The organism is Pseudobutyrivibrio ruminis CF1b, from assembly GCF_000424005.1.
Taxonomy (GTDB): domain Bacteria; phylum Bacillota; class Clostridia; order Lachnospirales; family Lachnospiraceae; genus Pseudobutyrivibrio; species Pseudobutyrivibrio ruminis_C.
In genome coordinates this window covers 110,471-131,892 of the sequence record NZ_AUJB01000001.1, presented here as the reverse complement: position 1 = coordinate 131,892, position 21,422 = coordinate 110,471, and the positions used below count along the sequence as shown (strand labels likewise).

Sequence of the window (21,422 nt, the reverse complement as noted above, 5' to 3'; positions counted from 1 at the left end):
GAGGCGGTAAAAGAACAGACCGCTGAAGTATTAAAAGCATTTAATATTTCATTTGAGGAAGTGGAATCAATTTTTAAACGAGTAATATTTGAATAGTTATAACTGAAACAGGTCGGAACCATCACGGTTCCGGCTTGTAATTTTATGCGCCTACATTTCGTCACTAGAGCTTTTTATGTCTATTTAATAATTAAATATATCAAATTACTTCAAGACCTTGATTATGTAGCATAGAATACAATACAATGTAAAATGTATCTAAGGTTTGTAATTTCGAGGAGGCAATAAAGAGATTATGAAAAGAACAGGACAAAAATTAATAAAGTCTTTAATCGTAGGTGGTATCATAACAGTTGGATTTTCGATTAATTCAAATGAGTCACTAGCTGCGGAACTCGAAGGGGGAGAAGAACAAAATCTTATTTTAGAAGAAACTAATAGCATCTTTTCAGCTGAAGAAAGTGATACTAAACTTCAGACAATGGAAGACGCCGCAGAGGTCGTTGAGGGTGATGCCATTGCTGAAGAGGGGTATCTTGATGCTGCAAATGAAGCGATTGCGGCAGACAATCTTGACGAAGAAAAATCAGATGAGATATTGAATGGCGGAAAGGACGTGCTTGATCAAGCTGAAGAAAAAGCTGGTCAAGTGACAGAAATCTATGGAGAGATTTCAAATGACGTGGAAGAGAAAGCGGCTGACTTTGAAAATATAGCAAAAGAGCGTGGCCTTGAAGAATATGTGGAAAAGTGCAATGAGACAGCGGATTTACAGGAGAAAATAGATATTATTGATGAAGCTGATAAGGATGCATATAGTGAATATCAGAAAATGGAAGAGGAGCAAGCTGCACTTGAAGCAAAGTTGGATGAATTAGATAAGAATGAGACCGAGGAGCATGCTATCCTAGAGGCAGCAATAAAAAAATACGAAGAACTGTTGAAGATATATGAAGAGCTACATAATGAATGGCTGGCTCTAAACGAGGAATTAGGGAATGGTGCGAATGTTGACCCTGGTTTGTTGGCAGAATATGAAACAAGATTGAAAGAGTTTAATCAGGCCAAAGCAGCACTCGACGAAAGTAATGCTAAGTTTGATGAAATATATTATGAAAGAGTACAGGGAGAAGATAATTCTGAGGAAGAAATAGAAAAATGGTATTCTGATCTTTCAGACACCTTATCTTATAGACAAACGAAGAGAGCTGAGTATGTAGATGCTGATAATCGTTTGAAGGAAATAAATGCAGATGGAAAACTTGAGAAGTACAGATATTATTTAGAGTTATCTGAGCGTGAAGAGGAAGCATATTTTGCACAGGAAGATGCATATATTGATGTGGTTAATGCTGAGAGTAATGTATACGCACTTTATGATGAAATAATTGAGCGGTTAGAAGATTTGCGAATTTCAATGAGAGATGAGCACGCTTATTATCAGGAGTTCAATAATATATATTTGGAATATCGCGATGCTCTTTTGAATTTAGTTAAAGCTCAAGAGATAAAAAAACGTTCGGATGAAAGCCTTCAAAAGACAAAAGATGCGTATTCAAATTTAACAGAAGTTGTTTCTGAATATAGTTCTAAAGGGGCTGACGTACAGAATATAAGAGATGCAGTTGAAGATATCCAGAAAGCTGTAGACGAGATAAATAAAACTATAGACTATGAAGAAGCTAAGGATAATGACGAAATTGCACACAGCGAATACGAAAAAATCAAAGAAACAACTGAGGCTATAGCTGAGAAGTATGAAAAGGCTTCAAGTAATAATGGGCTCGAGGGATATGTAGATAGAATAAATGCGGCAGCTACAACTGAAGAAAAGATAGCAATTATCGATGAAGCAATTGTTGCTCTGAAGGCTAAGCTCGATTCCTATGCTGATGATAATGCAATTTCTTCTGAAGAATATCAAAATCTTATTGAAAAGATAGCTCTATATGAGAAGAATTATGTTGAAAGTGAGAAGAAATATAATGATGCACGGGCTGCATATGATAAAAAAATCAACGAGAATAGAGCTGCTTATGAGTCTTATGAGCAATCTTTGAAGGAAGAAGAGAGATTAAAAGCAAAAAAAAGTGAATTAGAAAAGCAGTTAAAAGAACTTAGTAGAGCTAAGGGAACTGTAGAAGAGAAATTTTATAAATACTACGATCGTGAATGGTACGATTCAGTGATGAAAGAGCCAAACGAAAGAGTAGAAAAAGCTGAAACGATTTTATTTAATCCTAATAATACTCTCGAAGATGTTGTGGGAATTTTAGGTGAATACATTGATGCGTCTTTCCAAAGAGCTATTTATGTAGATTTATTTGCAAAGGCTTCAAGAATTTATTCTGATATGCGTGATGTTTCTATGGAGTATGAGAAAATTCATGATGATTTATATGCACCATATGGAGTAGTTCGAGAGGGATATTACTTATATACAGATTATTTTGGAGAAGTTGACGAGGAACAAAAACTTGCTAAGAAGAATCTAGATGAAGTTAGTGCAGCGCTTGACGATTTAAAGAAACAGAAATATAGATATGTTTTAGGAAAAGAATATGATAGTGTTACTGGATTTTTAAATGCTGCAGAAGTATATAAGATGGCACTTATGTATACTGATGAGGCTAAAGAGTTGGTTTACAGTGCAGACTGTTTGACAAAAGAAACAGAATTGGCATACAAGCTTGCTGATTGCAGTACAACAATAACTAGTGAATATGATACTGTAATTAAAGGCAAACCAATGGTAATAACAGGAACGGTCTCTGCATATACAAAAGTTTTGGAAAGTACTGTTGAGTCAGTGGGAAATATTCAGCAGTTATGTGAAAATGCCAGAGATACTATATATTTAACAGTACAAGTTACTATTTCTGATATGACTGGTGTAGTTGCAACAATAGTAAGAAATATAAATGTTGCAGCGTAATGCAATAACATTCGTAGATATATATAACGTACATATTTTAAGAAACTCCTGTCAGAAAACGGCAGGAGTTTTTTATGTTGCATTGACGAAAATGGCTTGTCCAGGCAATTTGGGATTCATATAAAGGATCAAATTACGGCAATAACTTGATTATGTAGTCTAAAATACAATATTATATAAAATGTATCTTATGTACTATTTTCGAGGAGGAATAAGGTTATATGAAAAAAGACGGACACAATTTGATTAAGTCGTTAGTGTTCGGCGGTGTAGTGGCTCTTGGTCTTTCGACTAATTCCACAGAGTCATTTGCTGCAGAACTAGACGACGTAAGTAGTCAAATTCCGATATTAGAACAATCCACAAATATCGGAGATATTTCTAGTACGGATTCGAAAATCCAAACTATGAAAGATGCTGCTGAGGTTGTTGAGGGAGATGCTGTTGCGGAAGCAGGGTACCTCGATGAAGCTAATAATGCAGTTGAAACAAAAAACTTGGATGATGAAAAGTCAGAAGAGCTACTTAAGGGTGGAAAAGACGTATTAGATCAAGCTGAAGAGAAGAACGATCAAGTTAATGAAGTTTATGATGATTTTGTTGAGGAAGCTGATGAGGCTGCAGCTGATTTTGAATACTCAGCAAAGGATCACGGCTTGGAAGAATATGTCGAAAAATGCAATAACACTTCAGATTTGCAGGAAAAAATTGATATTATAGATGAAGCCAATCAGGTTGCATATAGTGAGGTTCGCAGACTTAAAGAAGAAGAAGCTCAACTTGAAGAAGAACTTGCAAAGATTAATTCTAGTGAGACTGAAGAATATGTAAGATATCAGGAAGCATCTGCAAAATATGATGAATTATTAAAAGAGTACCAGGAAATTCACACAGAGTGGTTAGCGCTCAAGGAAGAGTTAGGTGATGGTGCTGATGTAAGCCCTGAAGTTTTGGCTGAGTATGAACTTAGATTAAATGAGTTCCTTCAGGCTAAAGAAGCTTTTGAGGAAAGCAATGCTAAGTTTGATGAAATCTATTACGCTAGAGAGCAGGCTGAAGCAGCAGCTGAAAACTCTGAGACAAATGCTGAAAACTGGTATTCAGATCTTTCAGATGCTTTATCTGACAGACAGGTTAAAAGAGCTGCATATGATACAGCTGACAGCCGTCTGAAGGATATAGATAAAGATGGAGATCTTGATAAGCGTAAAGAATATGCTGAATTATCAGCAAAGCATGATAAGGCATATCAGGCTAAAGAGTCTGCACTTAACGAAAAGACAAACGCTGAAATGGACCTTGAGAGTTTAGTTGATGAAGTGATTAGCAAACAGATGGCTGTGCATGATGAACTCAGAGATGCGAATGGATTTTATTCTGAGTTTGAATGCTATTATGCCCCATACAGGGATGCATTAAGTAACTTATCAAAAGCACATGATATTAAGACGCGCTCAGAAGATGCTTTACAGAAGACTAGAATTACATATTCTGAGTTAAAGACAGTCATTGCTGAATATAAAGCTAATGAGTCGGGTGCTATAAATTACAAGAAGACTCTTGAGGAGATGCAGAAGGCAGTTGATGATATCGGTGCGACTATCGATTATGAGCAGGCTGAAAATGATAATCAGGCTGTTCGTGATAACTACGATAAGATCGCAGAAGCAACTGATTCTTCAGCTGATGAGTTCCTTAAAGCAGCTGCTGAAAATGGCCTTGGAGATTATGCATCTAGAATTGCAGCAGCAACTACAACAGATGAAAAGGTAGCTCTCATTGATGAGGCTATTGCTGCTTACAAGGAAAAGCTTGATTCTAATGCAGATAAGAGTGGAATCGACGCTGATGAGTATAAGGCGCTTCTTGAAGAATTAGCTGAATACGAAGCAAAGTATGCTGAGGCAGAAAAAAATTATAATGATGCTGTAGCAGCATACAACCAGCAGATTATTGACAATAGGGAAGTTTATGATAACTATCAGAAGTCATTAATCGAGCAAGAAAGATTATTAGCTAAGAAGAGAGTATTAGATAAAAGAAGCAAAGAACTTCAGAGAGCTAAAGATACTATCGATGAAAAGTTCTATAGCCCTTATGATAATGATTGGTATGAGTCACTATTACGTGAGAGTGAAGAGAGAATTGCAAGATATGAGGCTCTTTTGTTTAACTCAAAGAATACTATTAGTGATGTATCAGAGATTCTTGGCGAATATATCGAGGCGAATATCCAAAGAACAATTTATTCGGATTTGTATAAAAAAGTAACTCGTATAGACTCTGAAATTGAAGATTTAACAGCTGAATATGATTCAATCGATTCTGATTTATACGCACCTTATGGTATAGTTAGAGAAGCAGGCTATGCATATTCAGAATACTTTGGTGATCTTGAGTTAATTCGTGATTCAGCAAAGGCTGAATTTGACGGTGTAAGCGCAAACCTTGATGATTTACAGAGACAGAGATATAGCTATGCATATGGCGAGGATTATTCTAAGATAGCTGGATTATTAAATGCTGCAGAGTCATACAAGGAAGCTCTTCAGTATAATGATGAAGCTAAGACATTAGTTGCCAAGGCAGAAAGCTTAACAAGAGAGACAGAAGCTGATTACAAGCTTACTTCTTGCAGTGCTGATGTGTCTAGTGAATACAACACTGTAATTGAGGGTAAGCCAGTAGTAGTTAAAGGTACTATTTCTGTTTTTACCAGAGTTGCAGATAAAGCACTTTCTTCAATTCATAATGTTCAGGAATTGTGCCAAAATGCAAGAGATACAATTAATGTAGTTGTTTTTGTTACTATTTCAGATATTAATGGTAACGAGCTTACATCAGTTGTTAGAGCTATGGATGTAGCTGCATAAAAAACTAAAAATATGGTACATATATAAGGTACAAGAAAGGGCGTCAGTTTTTGACGCCCTTTAAATATTTTTACTTAAATGCAAAATCTTGATTATTTAGTATAGAATACAATACAATATTAAATGTATGTGAAGAGAATTTTAATGGAAAACGAATTTACGTTAAAGTAGACATTACTATTCATGCTTCTGTATTAGCAAGTAAGGAATATGGTATTTCAGACTTGAATGATTTGGCTAAATATACAATAGGTACATAGTGTAGTAAGGATGATTGATAATGGATATACTAATGATGTTTTTGATTGTAGTCTTTTTGATGTATTTGATTACTTCTAAAGCTGCAGTTGTTAATGTGGAGTCAAATTTTTTTGACAAGAATAACTCTAACGCAATGAGAGGCTTTTGGTGTCTTGTGGTTGTAATGGTGCATGTTCCTAGCGTGCACGGCAATATAATTCAGGATTTGATATCGTCTTTTGGTTTTATTGGAGTGACATTTTTCTTTTTGACATCGTCCTATGGATTGACCTTGGCGATGAACAAAAGAAATAATTTGATAAAAAGTTTTTGGCGGAAACGATTGCCGAAACTATTTATTACCTGCTGGGTAACCAATATTATATATATGTTGACAATGTGGGTTATAGCTGACGGCAAGATGAGTTGGATTTCAATCTTTGAAATTGACATTTGGGTTAGGTGGATGATTGCTTGTTATATTTTTTTCTGGATTTCACATATTCTCCTATCAAAGAAGCCGATTTTATGTAATTTAGTAATTTGTATATCTATTGCAGTTTTTAGTTTATGTTTTTATTTAATGCAATTTACTGGTAAATACACAAAAACAGTGTGGTCTACAGAAATTTTTGGATTTATTTGGGGAATCCTATTAGCTTGGTCTGCTTCAGCGTTTTATAATTTTTTTAGAGAAAAATGGATTGCAAAAATGGGGGCAAGCTTTGTTGCAGGTATTATATTAGGTGGTTTTTATCTGCAATTTAAATATGTTCCATTTTATGGAGACTATTTATTAAAAATTTTACTAGGATTTAGTATTACGCTGTTTGTGCTAATTTCGAATGTTAAATTAAAATACGGTAATAAAATTAGTAATTTCTTGGGGGAGATATCATTTGAGATTTATTTATTACATCAAAAAGTATTCATAATAGTGGATTCAATCACAAATGGGAAATTATCATCAGGAATATTTATAATAGTATGCTTAATCGTGACATGTGTTCTTGCATATATTACGCATATATTTGTTGTATGGATGATTTCTTTACTAAAGAAATATAGTGCTTTAGCAGTTGATTAATTGTATCGGGAATATAATATACTTGTATTAAGGGCGTCACTTTGACGCCCTTAAAAAATGCTTAAATGCAAAAAGAGTATGCTAAAACAGCTGTCTATATATAGTAGTATGAATATTTATGAACAAATTGTGAAAAGTAACATAAGATATCAAGATAATAGACAAAATATTTGTGTTAAACAATAATTGTCAACACTTATTGTAAGGATGTATAATTTTCGAGTATGACTACGAGTCTGCAAAAAAATAGGAGATTTATATTTATTATATGAAAATAGGTGTAATTACAAGACATGCAATTATCAATTACGGCTCATTACTTCAAGCGCTTGCGACTCAGGATGTAATCGAGTCGTTGGGCCATGAAGCTGAGATAATTGATTACATTAGATACGATGAGCATTATAAAAACCGTGAGAAGTTTTCAATTAAAAGAAAGCCAGAGTGGAATAGTAATCCGATTAAGAGATTTATTTATTTGCTTTTAAGACAACCTCAGAGCTGTATCGCAGGTAGAGGCTTTGAAAAAGAGCGTGAGAGACTATTACATATGAGTAAACGATATTCAGATAAAGCTGAATTGATGAACGACAAACCTCGCGCTGATGTCTTTATGACTGGTAGTGATCAGGTTTGGGGACCAGTTGAGAATGGAGAATATGATGATACATATTTCTTGAGTTTTACAGATGGTTCTGACAAGGTGATATCATATGCATCTAGTTTTGGTAGAACTGAAATGACAGATAAGGTTTTTCAGTTTTATAAAAATAACTTGAAAAGATATAGTCATATTACTGTAAGGGAAAATAGTGCGGCTGAAATTGTAAAGTCAATGGGATTTGATGTGAATCAGGTTTTAGACCCAACATTACTATTAGATAGAAGTCATTGGCAGAAATATTTTAAGCCAATCTCAAAAAAGAAATATATTCTTATTTATCAGATTAATAATGATGAAAAGCTTGGTGAGTATGCCTTAAAGCTTAGTGAAAAGACTGGATTGCCAATCATTAGAATTGGTGCGGCATTTCATTATATTAGAATGCCTGGAAAACTTAAAATTTGTTTCAATATGGGAGAGTTCCTTTCATATTTCGACAATGCTGAATGCGTAATTACTGATTCGTTCCATGGAACAGCTTTTGCAATCAATTTTAATACACCATTTGTGGAAATATTACCAAATAATAAGACTGGTACAAGAAATATGAGTATCCTTGAATTAACTGGTCTCACTGATAGAATTCTTAGAGATGAGAATGATTTAGATTTGGCTATGAAAAAAATTGATTTCTCAAGTGTTAATAAAATTATTGCCGAGCAGAGAAAAGAAAGCTTAGATATACTGAAAAAGATTATTGAAGAATAATTAATAATTTACGAAATTGCAGAGAGGATATTTTTGATGGGTAGAAATCTGGTTCTTGCTGATTGTGTAAAAGAAGAATTGAATGAATTTATAAACGCCATAAGATCTGAGGGTGTGGATATTGAATGTTACTCAGTTATATCTAATGGTGGTAGAACTAGTCGATTTAGTAATTTGGGAAGATATTTTAAGTATTTTAGTGTTCCATTTACAATTTTTCGACACAGAAAAGAATATGATTATTTGGTGGGATGGCAGCAATTTTATGCGTTAAACTTTTGTTTTTGGTGTGCTTTATTCCATGTAAAAAAAGTCAACAAAGTTTTTGCGGTGAATTTTACATACAAGAAAAAAAGTGGGTTTGTGGGTAAAATATACAAATGGTACATGAAAAAATGTATTTGCACAGAGTATATTGATTATCTTCATGTCCCATCTCCAAACTATGCAAAAATAACATCGGAAGAGTTTAATATTCCAATTGAAAAATTTGTAGTTGCACCATTTGGAATTGACGATAAAATGGACCAGTATGGCAATTTGGAATTTCCAAATCGAGCTCCTTCAGATAAGTATGTTTTATCTATTGGTAGATCGAATAGGGATTATGATTTTCTTGTTGATGTATGGCGAGAAATCGAAACAGATTTAGTCATTATTTCTGATGAATATAAGAGACAGGATTTACCTAAAAACGTGACACTTATTAATGATGTAAGTGGAGAAGAGCAGTATCCTTGGATTAGCAATTGTGCTGCACTGATTATCCCTATAGATGACGTGACAATTTGTTCGGGTGACACTGTCTTGTTGACTGCAATGTCTTTAGCTAAAACTATATTTGTTACACATCCAAGCACATTATCGGAAATGTATGTTACAGATAAAGTCGATGCTATTTTAATTAATAAAGATGTTGAACAAACACGCCATATCATAAACGAACATCTTCAAGGCGATACTCAAAATAGTATAGGAAAAAGCGCTAGAGAAACATTTATTGATAAATTTTCACGATATGCAATGGGCAAAAATGTTGCAGCCTATCTTAAATAAATAGGGAGAATTATGATTATGAAAGTACTTATGGTTAACAAATTTCTGTACCCTAACGGGGGTTCAGAAACATATATCTTCAAGCTTGGAGAAGCTTTAATGGCTAAGGGACATGAAGTTCAGTATTTCGGTATGGAGCATGAAGGTCGTTGCGTTGGCAACAGAGTGAATGCTTATACATCAGATATGGATTTTCATGACGCTAGTAAGTTTGAAAAGATGACATATCCTTTGAAGACTATTTATTCTAAGGAGGCACGTCAGAAGATTAGATTAGTTTTGGATGATTTTCAGCCAGATGTTATTCATTTGAACAATTTCAATTATCAGCTCACACCATCTATGATTTTAGAGATTGTTAAATGGAGAAAGCAGACAGGGCATGATTGCAGAATCGTATTTACAGCCCATGATTATCAGCTTGTTTGCCCTAATCATATGTGCAACAATCCAAACACTCATGAAAACTGTGAAAAGTGTTTATCTGGTAAATTCATGAATTGTACAAAAGGCAAATGTATTCACGGAAGCACAGCTAAGAGCTTTATCGGTACACTTGAGGCTACATTCTGGAAGCTCAAGGGAACATACAAATACATTGATAAGTTTATCTGCTGTAGTGAGTTCATGAAGAGCAAGCTTGATAGCAATCCTCTTTTTGCTAAAAAGACAGTTGCTATTCACAACTTTATTGAGTCTATTCCTTGGGTAGAGGCTGAAAAGGAAGATTATGTTCTTTACTTCGGTAGATATTCAGAGGAAAAGGGTATTCGTACCCTTATCGAGGCAGCAAAGAGAATGCCTGAGGTAAACTTCATTTTCGCAGGTAAAGGACCTCTTGAGGATTTACTTAATGGTGTTGATAACATCAAGAATGTAGGTTTCCAGAGTGGAGATGATTTGGCAAATCTTATTCGCAAGGCTAAGATGTCAGTATACTCATCAGAGTGGTATGAGAACTGCCCATTCTCTGTTATGGAGTCACAGATGTATGGAACACCAGTAATTGGTGCAAATATCGGTGGAATCCCAGAGCTTATCAAGGTAGGTGAGACTGGTCTTTTATATGAAAGCGGAGATGTAGATCAGCTTTGCGACGCTATCCACACAATTTGGCAGGATGATAACAAAGCAAAAACAATGCACAACAATTGTAAAGAGCTTAGCTTTGATACAATTGATGAATATTTAGAGAAATTATTAAAGATTTATGAAGTATAAGGAGTTAAAAAATGGCTGAGAAGAAATTAAACGGAACCGTAATCGTAACTTACAGATGTAACGCACGTTGCTCTATGTGCAACAGATACAAGGCACCATCTAAGCCTGAGGAAGAGATTTCAATCGAGACAATCAAGAAGCTTCCTAAGATGTACTTTACAAACATCACAGGCGGTGAGCCTTTCATCAGAACAGATATCAAGGATATCGTACGTGAGCTTTATAAGAAGTCAGATCGTATCGTTATTTCTACAAACGGTTTCTTCACAGACCGTATCGTAGATCTTTGTAAGGAGTTCCCACAGATTGGTATTCGTATTTCAATCGAGGGACTTGAGGAGACAAATAACAAGATCAGAGGTCTTGATAATGGTTTCCAGAGAGGTTACCAGACACTTAAGAAACTTCGCGAGATGGGTATGACAGACGTTGGATTTGGTATGACAGTTCAGGATATGAACGCTCCAGATCTTGTACCTCTTTACAAGCTTTCAGATGAGATGGGTATGGAGTTTGCTACAGCATCTCTTCACAACAGCTTCTATTTCGTAGAGGCAAAGAACATTATCAAGGATCGTCCAATGGTTGCTCAGAACTTTGAGAACCTTGTTAACGAGCTTCTTGCAAGCAAGAGCCCTAAGAAGTGGTTCAGAGCTTACTTCAACCACGGACTTATCAACTACATTTATGGTCAGAAGAGACTTCTTCCATGTGATATGTCATTTGATACATTCTTCATCGATCCATACGGTGATGTAATGCCATGTAACGGTACAAAGGATAAAGAGGTTATGGGTAACCTTAACAACCAGACATGGGATGAGCTTTGGAATTCTCCAGAGGCAGAAAAGGTTCGTTCAAAGGTTAGATGCTGTGACAGAGATTGCTGGATGATTGGTTCAGTTTCACCAGCAATGCACAAGTACATTTGGGTACCACTCTGGTGGGTAATCCGTCACAAGGCTAAGTTCTGGACAAAGAAGAAGTACAGCATGTATGAGAACAAGATCGTTCGTGATCTCCGCGATGGTAAGGTTTCAAAGGAAGATCTTGATAAGTGCTCTACATGTGATATGTGTGCTACAGTAAACAACGGTCTTTCAGCAGCTTCAATGGAGCAGCTTAAGGATAAGACTGGTGAAGAAATCGTAGATGCTGATATCGCAGCACAGATGAACAAATAATTATATTATATAGACTTGCTATGGAAAGAATACTTAGGTTTTAAGTATTCTTTCTAGCTATAGTCGAAGGATTTTATATAGGGAGCATTTTAATGACGGTTTGTGATATTGATAAATGTGCTGGATGCATGTTATGTATAGATGTATGTAAGAAAGAGGCCATTCATATTGAGGATAATATGGTCTCTTATAATGCTGTAATTGATGAGGATAAGTGTGTTAATTGTAATGCTTGTCATAAGAAGTGCCCACAGAATAACACCCCAGAAAAAATTTCACCAATTTCTTGGTACCAGGGGTGGAATAGGGATGATGAATACAGAAGTAAAGCTCCTTCTGGCGGAATAGGAATGGCGTTAGCCAAGCAGTTCATTAAGGATGGAGGCTATGTGTGCAGCTGTCTATTTAAGGACGGAGATTTTTATTTTGATATTACTAATGATTATGAACAGGCACTAAAGTTTGGCGGTTCTAAATACGTTAAGAGCAACCCAGTGGGGATATATCCAAAAGTATTGGAAGTATTAAAGGCTGGAAATAAAGTCTTGTTTATTGGATTACCATGCCAAATTGCTGCAGTAAAAGCCTATGTTGGTGCCCAGTATCAAGATAGGCTTTATACAGTTGATTTGATTTGCCATGGAACACCATCACCTAAGATTTTAGAATTATTCTTAAAACAATACTCAAAATCATTAAAGACTATAAAAGATATAAAATTTAGATTAAAAACAAAAATGCAGTTAGTAGTCGATGATAAAGGAATTGTATGTAAAGGTGTTTCTGATAAATATACAATTGCATTTTTAGATGGTCTTACCTATACATCAAATTGCTATTCATGCAAATATGCTTCTAGAGAAAGAATATCTGATATTACTATTGGAGACTCATGGGGAACAAAAGTTGACGCAGAAGAGATTCGTAAAGGCGTATCATTAATGGTTGTTCAGACCGAAAAGGGAGAGCAAATGTTAAAAAATGCTGATATTGAATTACTCCCAGTAGATGTTGAGAATGCTGTTAATAATAATGAACAGTTATCAAGACCTATGAGTATACGCAAAAATAGAAGCGCATTTTTTGAGTTGATAAAAAAGAAGAGTTTTAATCATATTATATTTAATCAATATAAATCAAATTGTTTAAAGCAGGACGTAAAGCTTGTGCTTATCAAGCTTGGCTTAGTTCATTAATAAAATTTGATGTACGAGGACATTTTTGTGAAAGAAAAATTGATTTCTATTATTATACCGGTATACAATGCTGAAAAATATTTGCCTAGATGTATCGAGAGTTTATTGAATCAGACTTATAAAGATATTGAGATTGTTTTAGTGAATGATTCATCAAAGGATAAAAGCGCTATAGTATGCGAAGAGTACGCTAAGCAAGATTCAAGAGTTAAGTTTTATTCGAAAGATAATGAGGGTGCTGGAATTGCACGCAATTATGGTATTTCTAAAGCGAATGGTGAATTCTTAGGTTTTTGTGATGCAGATGATTATGTTGAGCCTGATATGTATGAAAAACTTATAGAATCAGTTTCAGATACATATGATATTGCTTATTGTTTGCATACCAACGAAAAAAGTATACCAGTTAAAACTGGAGAGATTAAGATCTTTAATAGAGATAACATTTGGGATTTATTAGTTGGAGAAGTAGGATCTAAACCAAATCATAAGGCAGATTATTTATATGGGTCGGCTGTATGGCGAGGCTTATATAAGAAGAGTATTATAGAGGATAATGGTTTGGCGTTTATGTCTGAACGAGTCATTGGTTCTGAAGATTTGATTTTTAATCTAGAATATTTGAATCATTGTAACAATGCTATATATGTTATGGATGAATTGTATCGACATTGTGAAAATGAGGATTCAATGACACATTCAAAATTACATTTTGACATTGAAAACGAAATTAAGTTGTACAATAAAATTAATGAAGTTCTAGGAGTTAATCCTAGAGGCGATTATAAGCTTGAACTTAATAGATTTCTTATTAAGCGACTTCGTAATGCGATTATAAGAATTTCAAAAGAAACAAATCTAAAGGAATTTAACAAAGACTATATTGCTGTCAAGAGAATTCTTAATGATAAGATGTTGAGAGAAGTAGAAAGTACATATCCTTACAAGTTGCTTCCGTTTAAACAAAGAGTGTTTATGGTTTTTATGAAATACAGGCTAATATTAGGATGTATGCTTTTAGGGAAAGTGTCGTAATAGGTGAATAATTTATGTATTTAAAAGTAAAAAATTTCGGAAAAATAACAATGATAGCAATGATAGTAATGTCATTTATAGCGGACTTCCTTTCATCGATGTTAGGATTTCCAGAAGCTACAAGATACATTATATATGTGCTTGCATACTTAACAATGGCTAGCGTTTTATTCAGAATGGTTACTTTTGAAACAGCCAAGAGAACTATTATACATCTTCCTAGATGGGCGATTCCTATTATTTTATTTCAGGGTTATATTATTTTTACAGCATTTGTGCATAGGGATATTTATGCCGCAGAGTACTTTTTTAGACAATATTTAGTTGGTTATGCAGCGTTTGCTGGAACTATTTTATTTTTAGATGCAGAAGTAATTAGGAAAAATATTTATAAATTTATTTTTTCATTGTTGGTTCTGCATACAATACTTTCCGTGATTGAGTATTTTAAAATGGGTGACGCGGATAATGTTGGCGGTTTATTTGGTACATATTTTGGCTATAGTAATACATGTTTACACGCCTTCCTTTTGCTTTGTACAATTGTTTTTATTTCTGGATTCTTGAAAAACAAGATTAAGATACATATGTTCTTTGCTGTAATATTATTAGCAATGGTTACAGCTGCTATAGCAGAGTTAAAAATTTACTATTTTGAATTAGTATTAGCTTTTTTTGTGTATATGCTCTTATCAAAACAGTTTTTTAAGTCCTTGGTTTTAGCTGTTGTTTTGGGCGTGATTTTAGTGGTCGGATATTTCGTGTTCATTAGAATTTACCCTGGATTTGCAGTCTTTTTCAGTAAAGAAGGCGTACAAGCATATCTAGATTCGGGGTATGCAGGAAAGACTTTTAATGTTACTCGAACGAATGGTTACTCATTTATTTATGAATATATGTTTAATAAGTCAAAATTGATGACTATATTTGGGCATGGATTCATATCGGATGAGACGGCTTTAGTTACTGAATATAATGTTCACTATTTTACATATGCAAAACTGTTTTATTATGGTGGAATAGTTGGAACAATAATATATTATCTACTTCCATTACATGCTTTTTTGAAGATCTTTAAAAAAGATGCAGATCATTTTGCAGTAATATCAGCACTAACTGGAGCAGCAATTATTATTTTTAGTAGGTATAGTAGTGAGTGCTCTAATGCAGTAGGTGGATTGATGTATTATATTTTGCTTTCTCTTGGATATTTAGAAAAGGAGTCGGAAGCATAAATTGTTTTAGTAGAGAATATTAAGAAAAAAGTATTAGTAAAAAAGAATCATCAAGCATATTACGCTAGACACCAACTCGAAAAATTAATCATGAGGTAAATACGTTTAATACGCTTGAGGAACTTGTAAGCGAGTATTTGGAAAATTAGGTAAGGTAATTTATGAAAATTGGAATTATAACCATTACAGATGGTGCTAATTATGGTAACAAGCTTCAAAACTATGCTTTGCTAAAAGCTTTAGAAGGAATGCATGCTGACGCTGAAGTGGTTACTATGAATAATTATTCATTGGCAGGTGTGAGTGAGTTTGGTAGATTCAAGCACAGTGTCAAAATGATTTTAACAAAAAGAAAACAGTACGTTTGCGAAAAAAGAAAACTTAAAGTATTTAATGAGTTTAATAAGAAATTTTTAAATTTCTCACCAGAAATACTCTCTAATGATACATTGAGTAAAGCGGACGATTATGATTTATTTGTTTGTGGTAGTGATCAGATTTGGAATCCTTATTATGTTCCAAATATTGAGCTAACAACTGCTTATAAAGCACATAAAAATGCTCAGAAAATATCCTATGCTGCAAGTATGGGGGTAGAGAGTGTTCCAGAAGATAGGTATGAAGAATTCTGTAGATGCATACAAGCTATGGATGCTATTGCAGTTCGAGAGAATGCTGCAGCAGATTATTTAACTAGAGAAATAGGAAGAGACATTCAAGTTGTTGTTGATCCTACACTTCTATTACATAAAGAAGACTGGAATACTTTTGAAAACAAGCCAAAGAATTGTCCTAAGAAATATGTTCTTACATATTTCTTAACAAAGCCAAGTGCTGAGGTTGCAGCCGGTATAAAGAAATATGCTGACGATAACAATTGTGAGATTGTAAATCTTAATGATTTGACTCAGCCAGACTGGTATACAATTTCACCGAATGAATTTTTGTATATGATTCATAATAGTGAATTTTTCTTTACAGATTCATTCCATGGAACAGTATTTTCATTGGTTTTCCATAAGGATTTCTTAACTTTCCCTAGATATGGAAGTGGTAGTAACGGGAAACAAAAGCAAGGCAGTCGAGTAAAGACATTGCTTGGCATAGCTGGAAAGATAGAACGTTTTGTAGAAGAAAATAATTTCCCTGAAATCTCAAAAATTGACTATTCAGGTGTGGATGAAAGAATTGAGACTGAGAGGATTCGCTCTTTAGATTATTTACGCAAAGCAACAGAAAAAAAAAATAATTCTATAGATTTACCTGAGGATGAATGCGTTGGATGTGGCGCTTGTGCAGCAGCTTGTCCGACCAATGCTATTCATATGGTGGAAGTCGATGGATTTTATTATCCGCAAATATCGAAGGAGTTATGCATTAACTGTGGGAAATGTAAACGCACTTGTCCTCAATATAATGTTGATTCTGAGTCTTTAAAAAATAATATAGTACATAAGGCATATGCTATGGAAAATGCAGATGATGCAATTCGAATGAAATCTTCATCTGGTGGGATTTTTAACGAGTTAGCATCTGAATTTATTGAAAATGGTGGAGTAGTTTTTTCTCCTTATTTTGATGAAACTTTTACACTTGCACATCATGCCGTTACTTCCAAACAGGATTTGAAAAAGGCTTTAGGCTCAAAGTATATTCAAAGTAAGGCATGGCAATCATATCCAGAGGTTAAGGTTGCTTTAGATAATGGGCAAAAGGTTTTGTTCACGGGAACCCCTTGCCAGATATCAGCACTTAAAGCTTATCTTGGAAAAGAATATGAGAATTTATATACTCAGGATTTAATATGCCATGGTGCATCATCAAAGAAATATTTTGATTTATATCGTGAGTACTTAACAAAGAAATATAATAAAACTATTAAGGAGTTTTATTATAGAAACAAGGACAATGGTTGGAGTCCTTTTAGTATAAAAGTGATATTTGAGGATGGCAGCGAAATAACTGAAATATGCAGAGAAAATGTATATTTTAGTTTATTCTTGAGAAATTATATTCTTAGACCTTCTTGTTATGACAATTGCGTTGCACGAAAAGAAGAACGCAAGAGTGATATAACTTTGGCTGATTTTTGGGGTATTAAAGATCATGATAATACTGGTACATCCATGGTTATCACTCATTCCCAAAAGGGAGAAGAGATGCTAGCATCAATAAAATCAAAGATGAGAAGATTTCAAGAAGTTAGCTTTGAAGATGCAATAAAAATAAATTCGTCATACAATCATGGGGTCGACAGACCATTGGACAAAAAGTCTTTTGATAAAGAAAAAAATATAGATTTTGAAAACTTATTTAGGAAGTATGTAGAAGTTAATCTTATCAAAAAGATATATAGAAAAATTCAAAGAATTGTGAAGTGAAAAAATGAAGACTAGTTTAAAGAAAAATTTTATACTACAGGTTTTATATCAGATATTAATAATTATTACCCCGCTATTCACTGCACCATACATTTCGCGTGTTCTGGGACCTGAAAATGTTGGTATCAATAGTTATTCTTACGCGGTCACATCATATTTTGCGATAGTAGCTGCTTTAGGAATAGAAAACTATGGTAGTAGATTAATAGCAAAGACAAAAGATAATAGGGAGGAATTGAATAAGCAATTTTCACAACTATTTACTATTCATTTTTTGTTTGCGGCGATTGTTTATATTATATTTCTACTTTATTGTGTATTTGTAGTTAAAGAAAATAAGCTTGTTTTCTTTATCCAATCGTTTGTTGTACTTGGTGTAGTTTTTGATATAAACTGGTTGTATTTTGGCTTAGAAGAGTTCAAAAAGGTAATTACTAAGAATTCTATTCTAAAACTACTAAATGTTGCTCTTGTATTTCTGTTAGTTAGGGATAAGGCAGATTTACCTATTTATGTTGGAATTATTGCAATTGGTATTTTTGTAAATTATGCCATTTTATGGGTTGGTACCCAAAAATATGTTAAATTACAAAGAGTAAATATTAAGGATTGTCTAGTTCATATTAAGCCATTATTTGTTTTATTTTTACCTGCGATTGCGGTAATGCTTTACAAATATATGGATAAGATTATGCTTATGAATCTAAAAGACAGTTCATCTGTAGGTTTTTATGATTCAGGCGAAAAAATTATTGTTCTTTGTTTAGGACTTATCAATGCATTAGGTGTTGTAATGTTACCTCGAGTATCTAATCTAAAAGCTCAAGGAGACGAAGAATCTATTAACAGGTATTTTGATAAATCATTATTTGTAATTGGATTTATTTCTATTGGATGTGCCTGCGGTGCTTTTGGAGTTGCTTCTGACTTTGTACCTTTATTTTTTGGTAAAGGATATGATCCGAGTATAACAGTTATGAAGGGGTTGGCTATAACTTTACCGTTTTCTGCTTATGCAAATGTAGCTAAAACGCAGTATGTTTTGCCTAATGGTAAAGATACTTTTTTTGCTAGAACTTTGATTGGCGGCGCATTGATTAATTTTGTAATAAATTTTCTATTAATACCAAAATGTGGAGTATTAGGTGCTACTATAGGAACTATATGTACGGAAGTCTTTGTGTGTGTTGTTCAGTTAGTTGCTGCAAATAAAGATATGCATACATTTAAGAAATTGGTGAAGGTATCAGGTTTTCTTGGAATAGGAATTATTATGATTCTCACATTATCGCTTCTAGATGGGATATCTTCGGATTTCCTTAGAATCGTAGTAAAAGTATTTTCAGGAGGATTAACATATCTTATATTATCAGTTTTGTACTGTTGGTTTGTTAATAAACAGATTCTGGTTGAAATATCAGGTACATTGATGAAAAAATTAAGAAAATAAGTAAATTAGGCTATCACAATTATAATATTGTGATAGCCTTTTTTTCAATTTATACAGAATAGTTAATTCTTTACGATGATATCTGAAGCTTTTAAGTTGCCACCATGATACTCGTATAACTTAGCATTTGTAGTAAAGATGTTATTAGAATTCTTCAAGCGAATTTCATCATTTGAAGAAAGGCCAGAACCAACAAATTGAGTTCCATATACAGAAGATGTACATGTGTTATTAGTAAATTCATAATCAACGTCAGCAGAAGAACGTACGACGTTATTTAATTTATTCTCTATAGTATTATTATTTATAATAACTCGACAATCTTCCACTGAATCTAAGGTACTAAGAATATCGGAAGTATTTATATTAGATTCTTCAACTGTAACTTCATTGTCAGAACCATTTAAAACAAATAATCCTGAGGATAATGGCGTGTTAATATTACTTTCAGTTACGTTATAAGTTTTTCCGGCTGTATTAGCTATACTAAGAAATGATCTGTATTTTGTGCCATTTTTTGAATTTACAACACAATTAGATACATCTATATTTGCAGAGCATAGTCCAGGACCCTCAGAATCATCGGCACTTGTGAAGAATACATTTATGTTTCTAGATGATGTATCTGTTATACCGGAATTGAGGTTAAATGTATCATTATCAAATGAAACATCAGAATCACCGGTTAGGCTTGTGACTTTGCAAATAAACTTACAGCCTGAATATAAAGAAAATTTACAATTATCAATATTGGTATTTGTGAAACTACCCTTATATAAAGCGATGACATTATCACAATCCTGTGTAGTGTTAGCAAAAGTACAATTATCAATAGTTAGCTGATCATAATGTCCGCGCCAAATAGCTATTGTTTCGTCACTAACAGTGGAAACGAACTCACAATTTGTAATTGATATATTATTCATTGGTAAGTCAGTTGTATTTGCTGATCCGCATATCCAGATGCAGGCTCCAACCAAATGGTCTCGTGGGCTTCCGACATATGCTTTTCCGGTATAATTTTTAAATATACAATGATCAATGTTTACATTATCGATTCTTGAGCTATGCTTAAACCAAAGTAAATCTATTTTACTGAATGCACCATTTGTTGAAGCTGGATATGCATAAAATCCACAATTTATAATGTCACATCCATCAATCTCTTGAAGTGAAACAAAAATCATTTCTTTATTAATCTGAGAAAATGATTTTGAAACGTTAATAACAAAATCTATATTCTCAAAAGATAAAGAGTAGACACTGTGCAATGAATCTGGATATGTATACATGATTTTATCATCGCCAGTTTGGAAATTTTCACTTACAGAGAGTTTTGTCTTACCAGTACCTATATAATTGAGGGATTTTAGTGAAATAGGTTTATTTAATGTATATGTACCGTCATTAAATCTAACGGTCTGTATTCCATACGACTCAGCTTTTGCTATGAGTTCGTTAAACTTATCGGAAATATAGTCACCACTTTGAATTCCAGCTTGTGCTACATTAATCTCATCATCATAGTCCAGTTCTGCTTTTAAGCCGTTTTTTAGTTCTAGAATAAAAATGTTATCAGCTTTTTTAGTCGTAGAAGAGATAATATATGTTGCGCCGCCACCATCACCAGCGTGGTAATAGCCCTCTGTACGGACATAGCTTCCCTCAGGTAAATTACTACGTTTCAAAGCAATAATATCAGAGAAAACATCAGCAATTTCAATGTCAGGATTGATTGGTTCTTCATCATGCAGGAGTAAGCCTATGACATAAATCTCTCCATCTTCAGTGTAAAGAGTGTTCCATTCAATGTAATCATTATCGCCAATAAGGTCAGAATAATCAGGAGCTGAAGTAATTAGAGCTGAAAGTGATTCAGGATCATCAAATATATCATTTGCTTCAGATACAGTTCCTTCACCAACATATATACAAGAATCTATGTCAATTTCGGCATCAGTATCATTCGGGTCGAATACATAGAAAAAAGCTTCAAAATCATTTCCTGTAGGAGTAATAATATCATCAATTATTCTATGTGTTAGAGTATAGCTAAGCAAAAAACATAAGAACAATGATGTAATTAATACACTAATCAGCTTTTTAGGTGCTTTTGCCATAATCTCTCTCCTTTCTTACGTTTTTTTTGGCTAAATT

At 33.7% G+C, this 21,422-nt stretch carries 13 protein-coding genes; 12 read left to right on the top strand and 1 reads right to left on the bottom strand.

From position 1 onward, the window contains the following. Positions 1 to 295: 295 nt before the first annotated feature. From G592_RS0100565 to G592_RS15175, 12 genes are all read left to right on the top strand, one after another. On the top strand, positions 296 to 2,935 hold the full coding sequence (locus G592_RS0100565) for a hypothetical protein (RefSeq protein WP_028246098.1): 2,640 nt from the start codon (positions 296 to 298) through the stop codon (positions 2,933 to 2,935). Positions 2,936 to 3,156: 221 nt separating this feature from the next. Then, a complete protein-coding gene (locus G592_RS0100560) occupies positions 3,157 to 5,808 on the top strand; it encodes a hypothetical protein (protein WP_028246097.1) in 2,652 nt (883 codons plus the stop codon). Between the two features lie 280 nt (positions 5,809 to 6,088). Beyond that, positions 6,089 to 7,135: an acyltransferase family protein gene (locus G592_RS16780; RefSeq protein ID WP_051194683.1), complete on the top strand. Its 1,047-nt coding sequence runs from the start codon at positions 6,089 to 6,091 to the stop codon at positions 7,133 to 7,135. 268 nt (positions 7,136 to 7,403) lie between these two features. Further along, the gene (locus G592_RS0100545; protein ID WP_028246096.1) at positions 7,404 to 8,507 is read left to right on the top strand and encodes a polysaccharide pyruvyl transferase family protein; all 1,104 of its coding nucleotides are present in this window, start codon (positions 7,404 to 7,406) and stop codon (positions 8,505 to 8,507) included. A gap of 36 nt (positions 8,508 to 8,543) precedes the next feature. Further along, on the top strand, positions 8,544 to 9,563 hold the full coding sequence (locus G592_RS0100540; RefSeq protein WP_028246095.1) for a glycosyltransferase family 1 protein: 1,020 nt from the start codon (positions 8,544 to 8,546) through the stop codon (positions 9,561 to 9,563). Positions 9,564 to 9,581: 18 nt separating this feature from the next. Further along, positions 9,582 to 10,784, top strand: coding sequence for a glycosyltransferase (locus G592_RS0100535; protein ID WP_028246094.1), 1,203 nt, complete (start codon positions 9,582 to 9,584; stop codon positions 10,782 to 10,784). 11 nt (positions 10,785 to 10,795) lie between these two features. Beyond that, the gene (locus tag G592_RS0100530; RefSeq protein ID WP_028246093.1) at positions 10,796 to 11,968 is read left to right on the top strand and encodes a radical SAM protein; all 1,173 of its coding nucleotides are present in this window, start codon (positions 10,796 to 10,798) and stop codon (positions 11,966 to 11,968) included. 92 nt (positions 11,969 to 12,060) lie between these two features. Then, positions 12,061 to 13,164, top strand: a complete 1,104-nt coding sequence (locus G592_RS0100525) for a Coenzyme F420 hydrogenase/dehydrogenase, beta subunit C-terminal domain (RefSeq protein ID WP_036951314.1) — start codon at positions 12,061 to 12,063, stop codon at positions 13,162 to 13,164. A gap of 27 nt (positions 13,165 to 13,191) precedes the next feature. Beyond that, complete coding sequence (locus G592_RS15180; protein ID WP_051194682.1) at positions 13,192 to 14,199, top strand: glycosyltransferase; 1,008 nt, start codon at positions 13,192 to 13,194, stop codon at positions 14,197 to 14,199. Between the two features lie 14 nt (positions 14,200 to 14,213). After that, entirely contained in the window at positions 14,214 to 15,434 is a 1,221-nt protein-coding gene (locus tag G592_RS0100515; RefSeq protein WP_028246091.1) for a hypothetical protein, read from the top strand. Between the two features lie 161 nt (positions 15,435 to 15,595). Continuing rightward, entirely contained in the window at positions 15,596 to 17,815 is a 2,220-nt protein-coding gene (locus G592_RS16775; protein WP_051194681.1) for a polysaccharide pyruvyl transferase family protein, read from the top strand. A gap of 4 nt (positions 17,816 to 17,819) precedes the next feature. Continuing rightward, a complete protein-coding gene (locus G592_RS15175) occupies positions 17,820 to 19,265 on the top strand; it encodes a flippase (protein ID WP_051194680.1) in 1,446 nt (481 codons plus the stop codon). A gap of 62 nt (positions 19,266 to 19,327) precedes the next feature. On the opposite strand, the gene G592_RS0100500 is transcribed toward G592_RS15175, so the two are convergent. Continuing rightward, a complete protein-coding gene (locus G592_RS0100500) occupies positions 19,328 to 21,385 on the bottom strand; it encodes a hypothetical protein (protein ID WP_028246089.1) in 2,058 nt (685 codons plus the stop codon). Between the last annotated feature and the right edge of the window lie 37 nt (positions 21,386 to 21,422).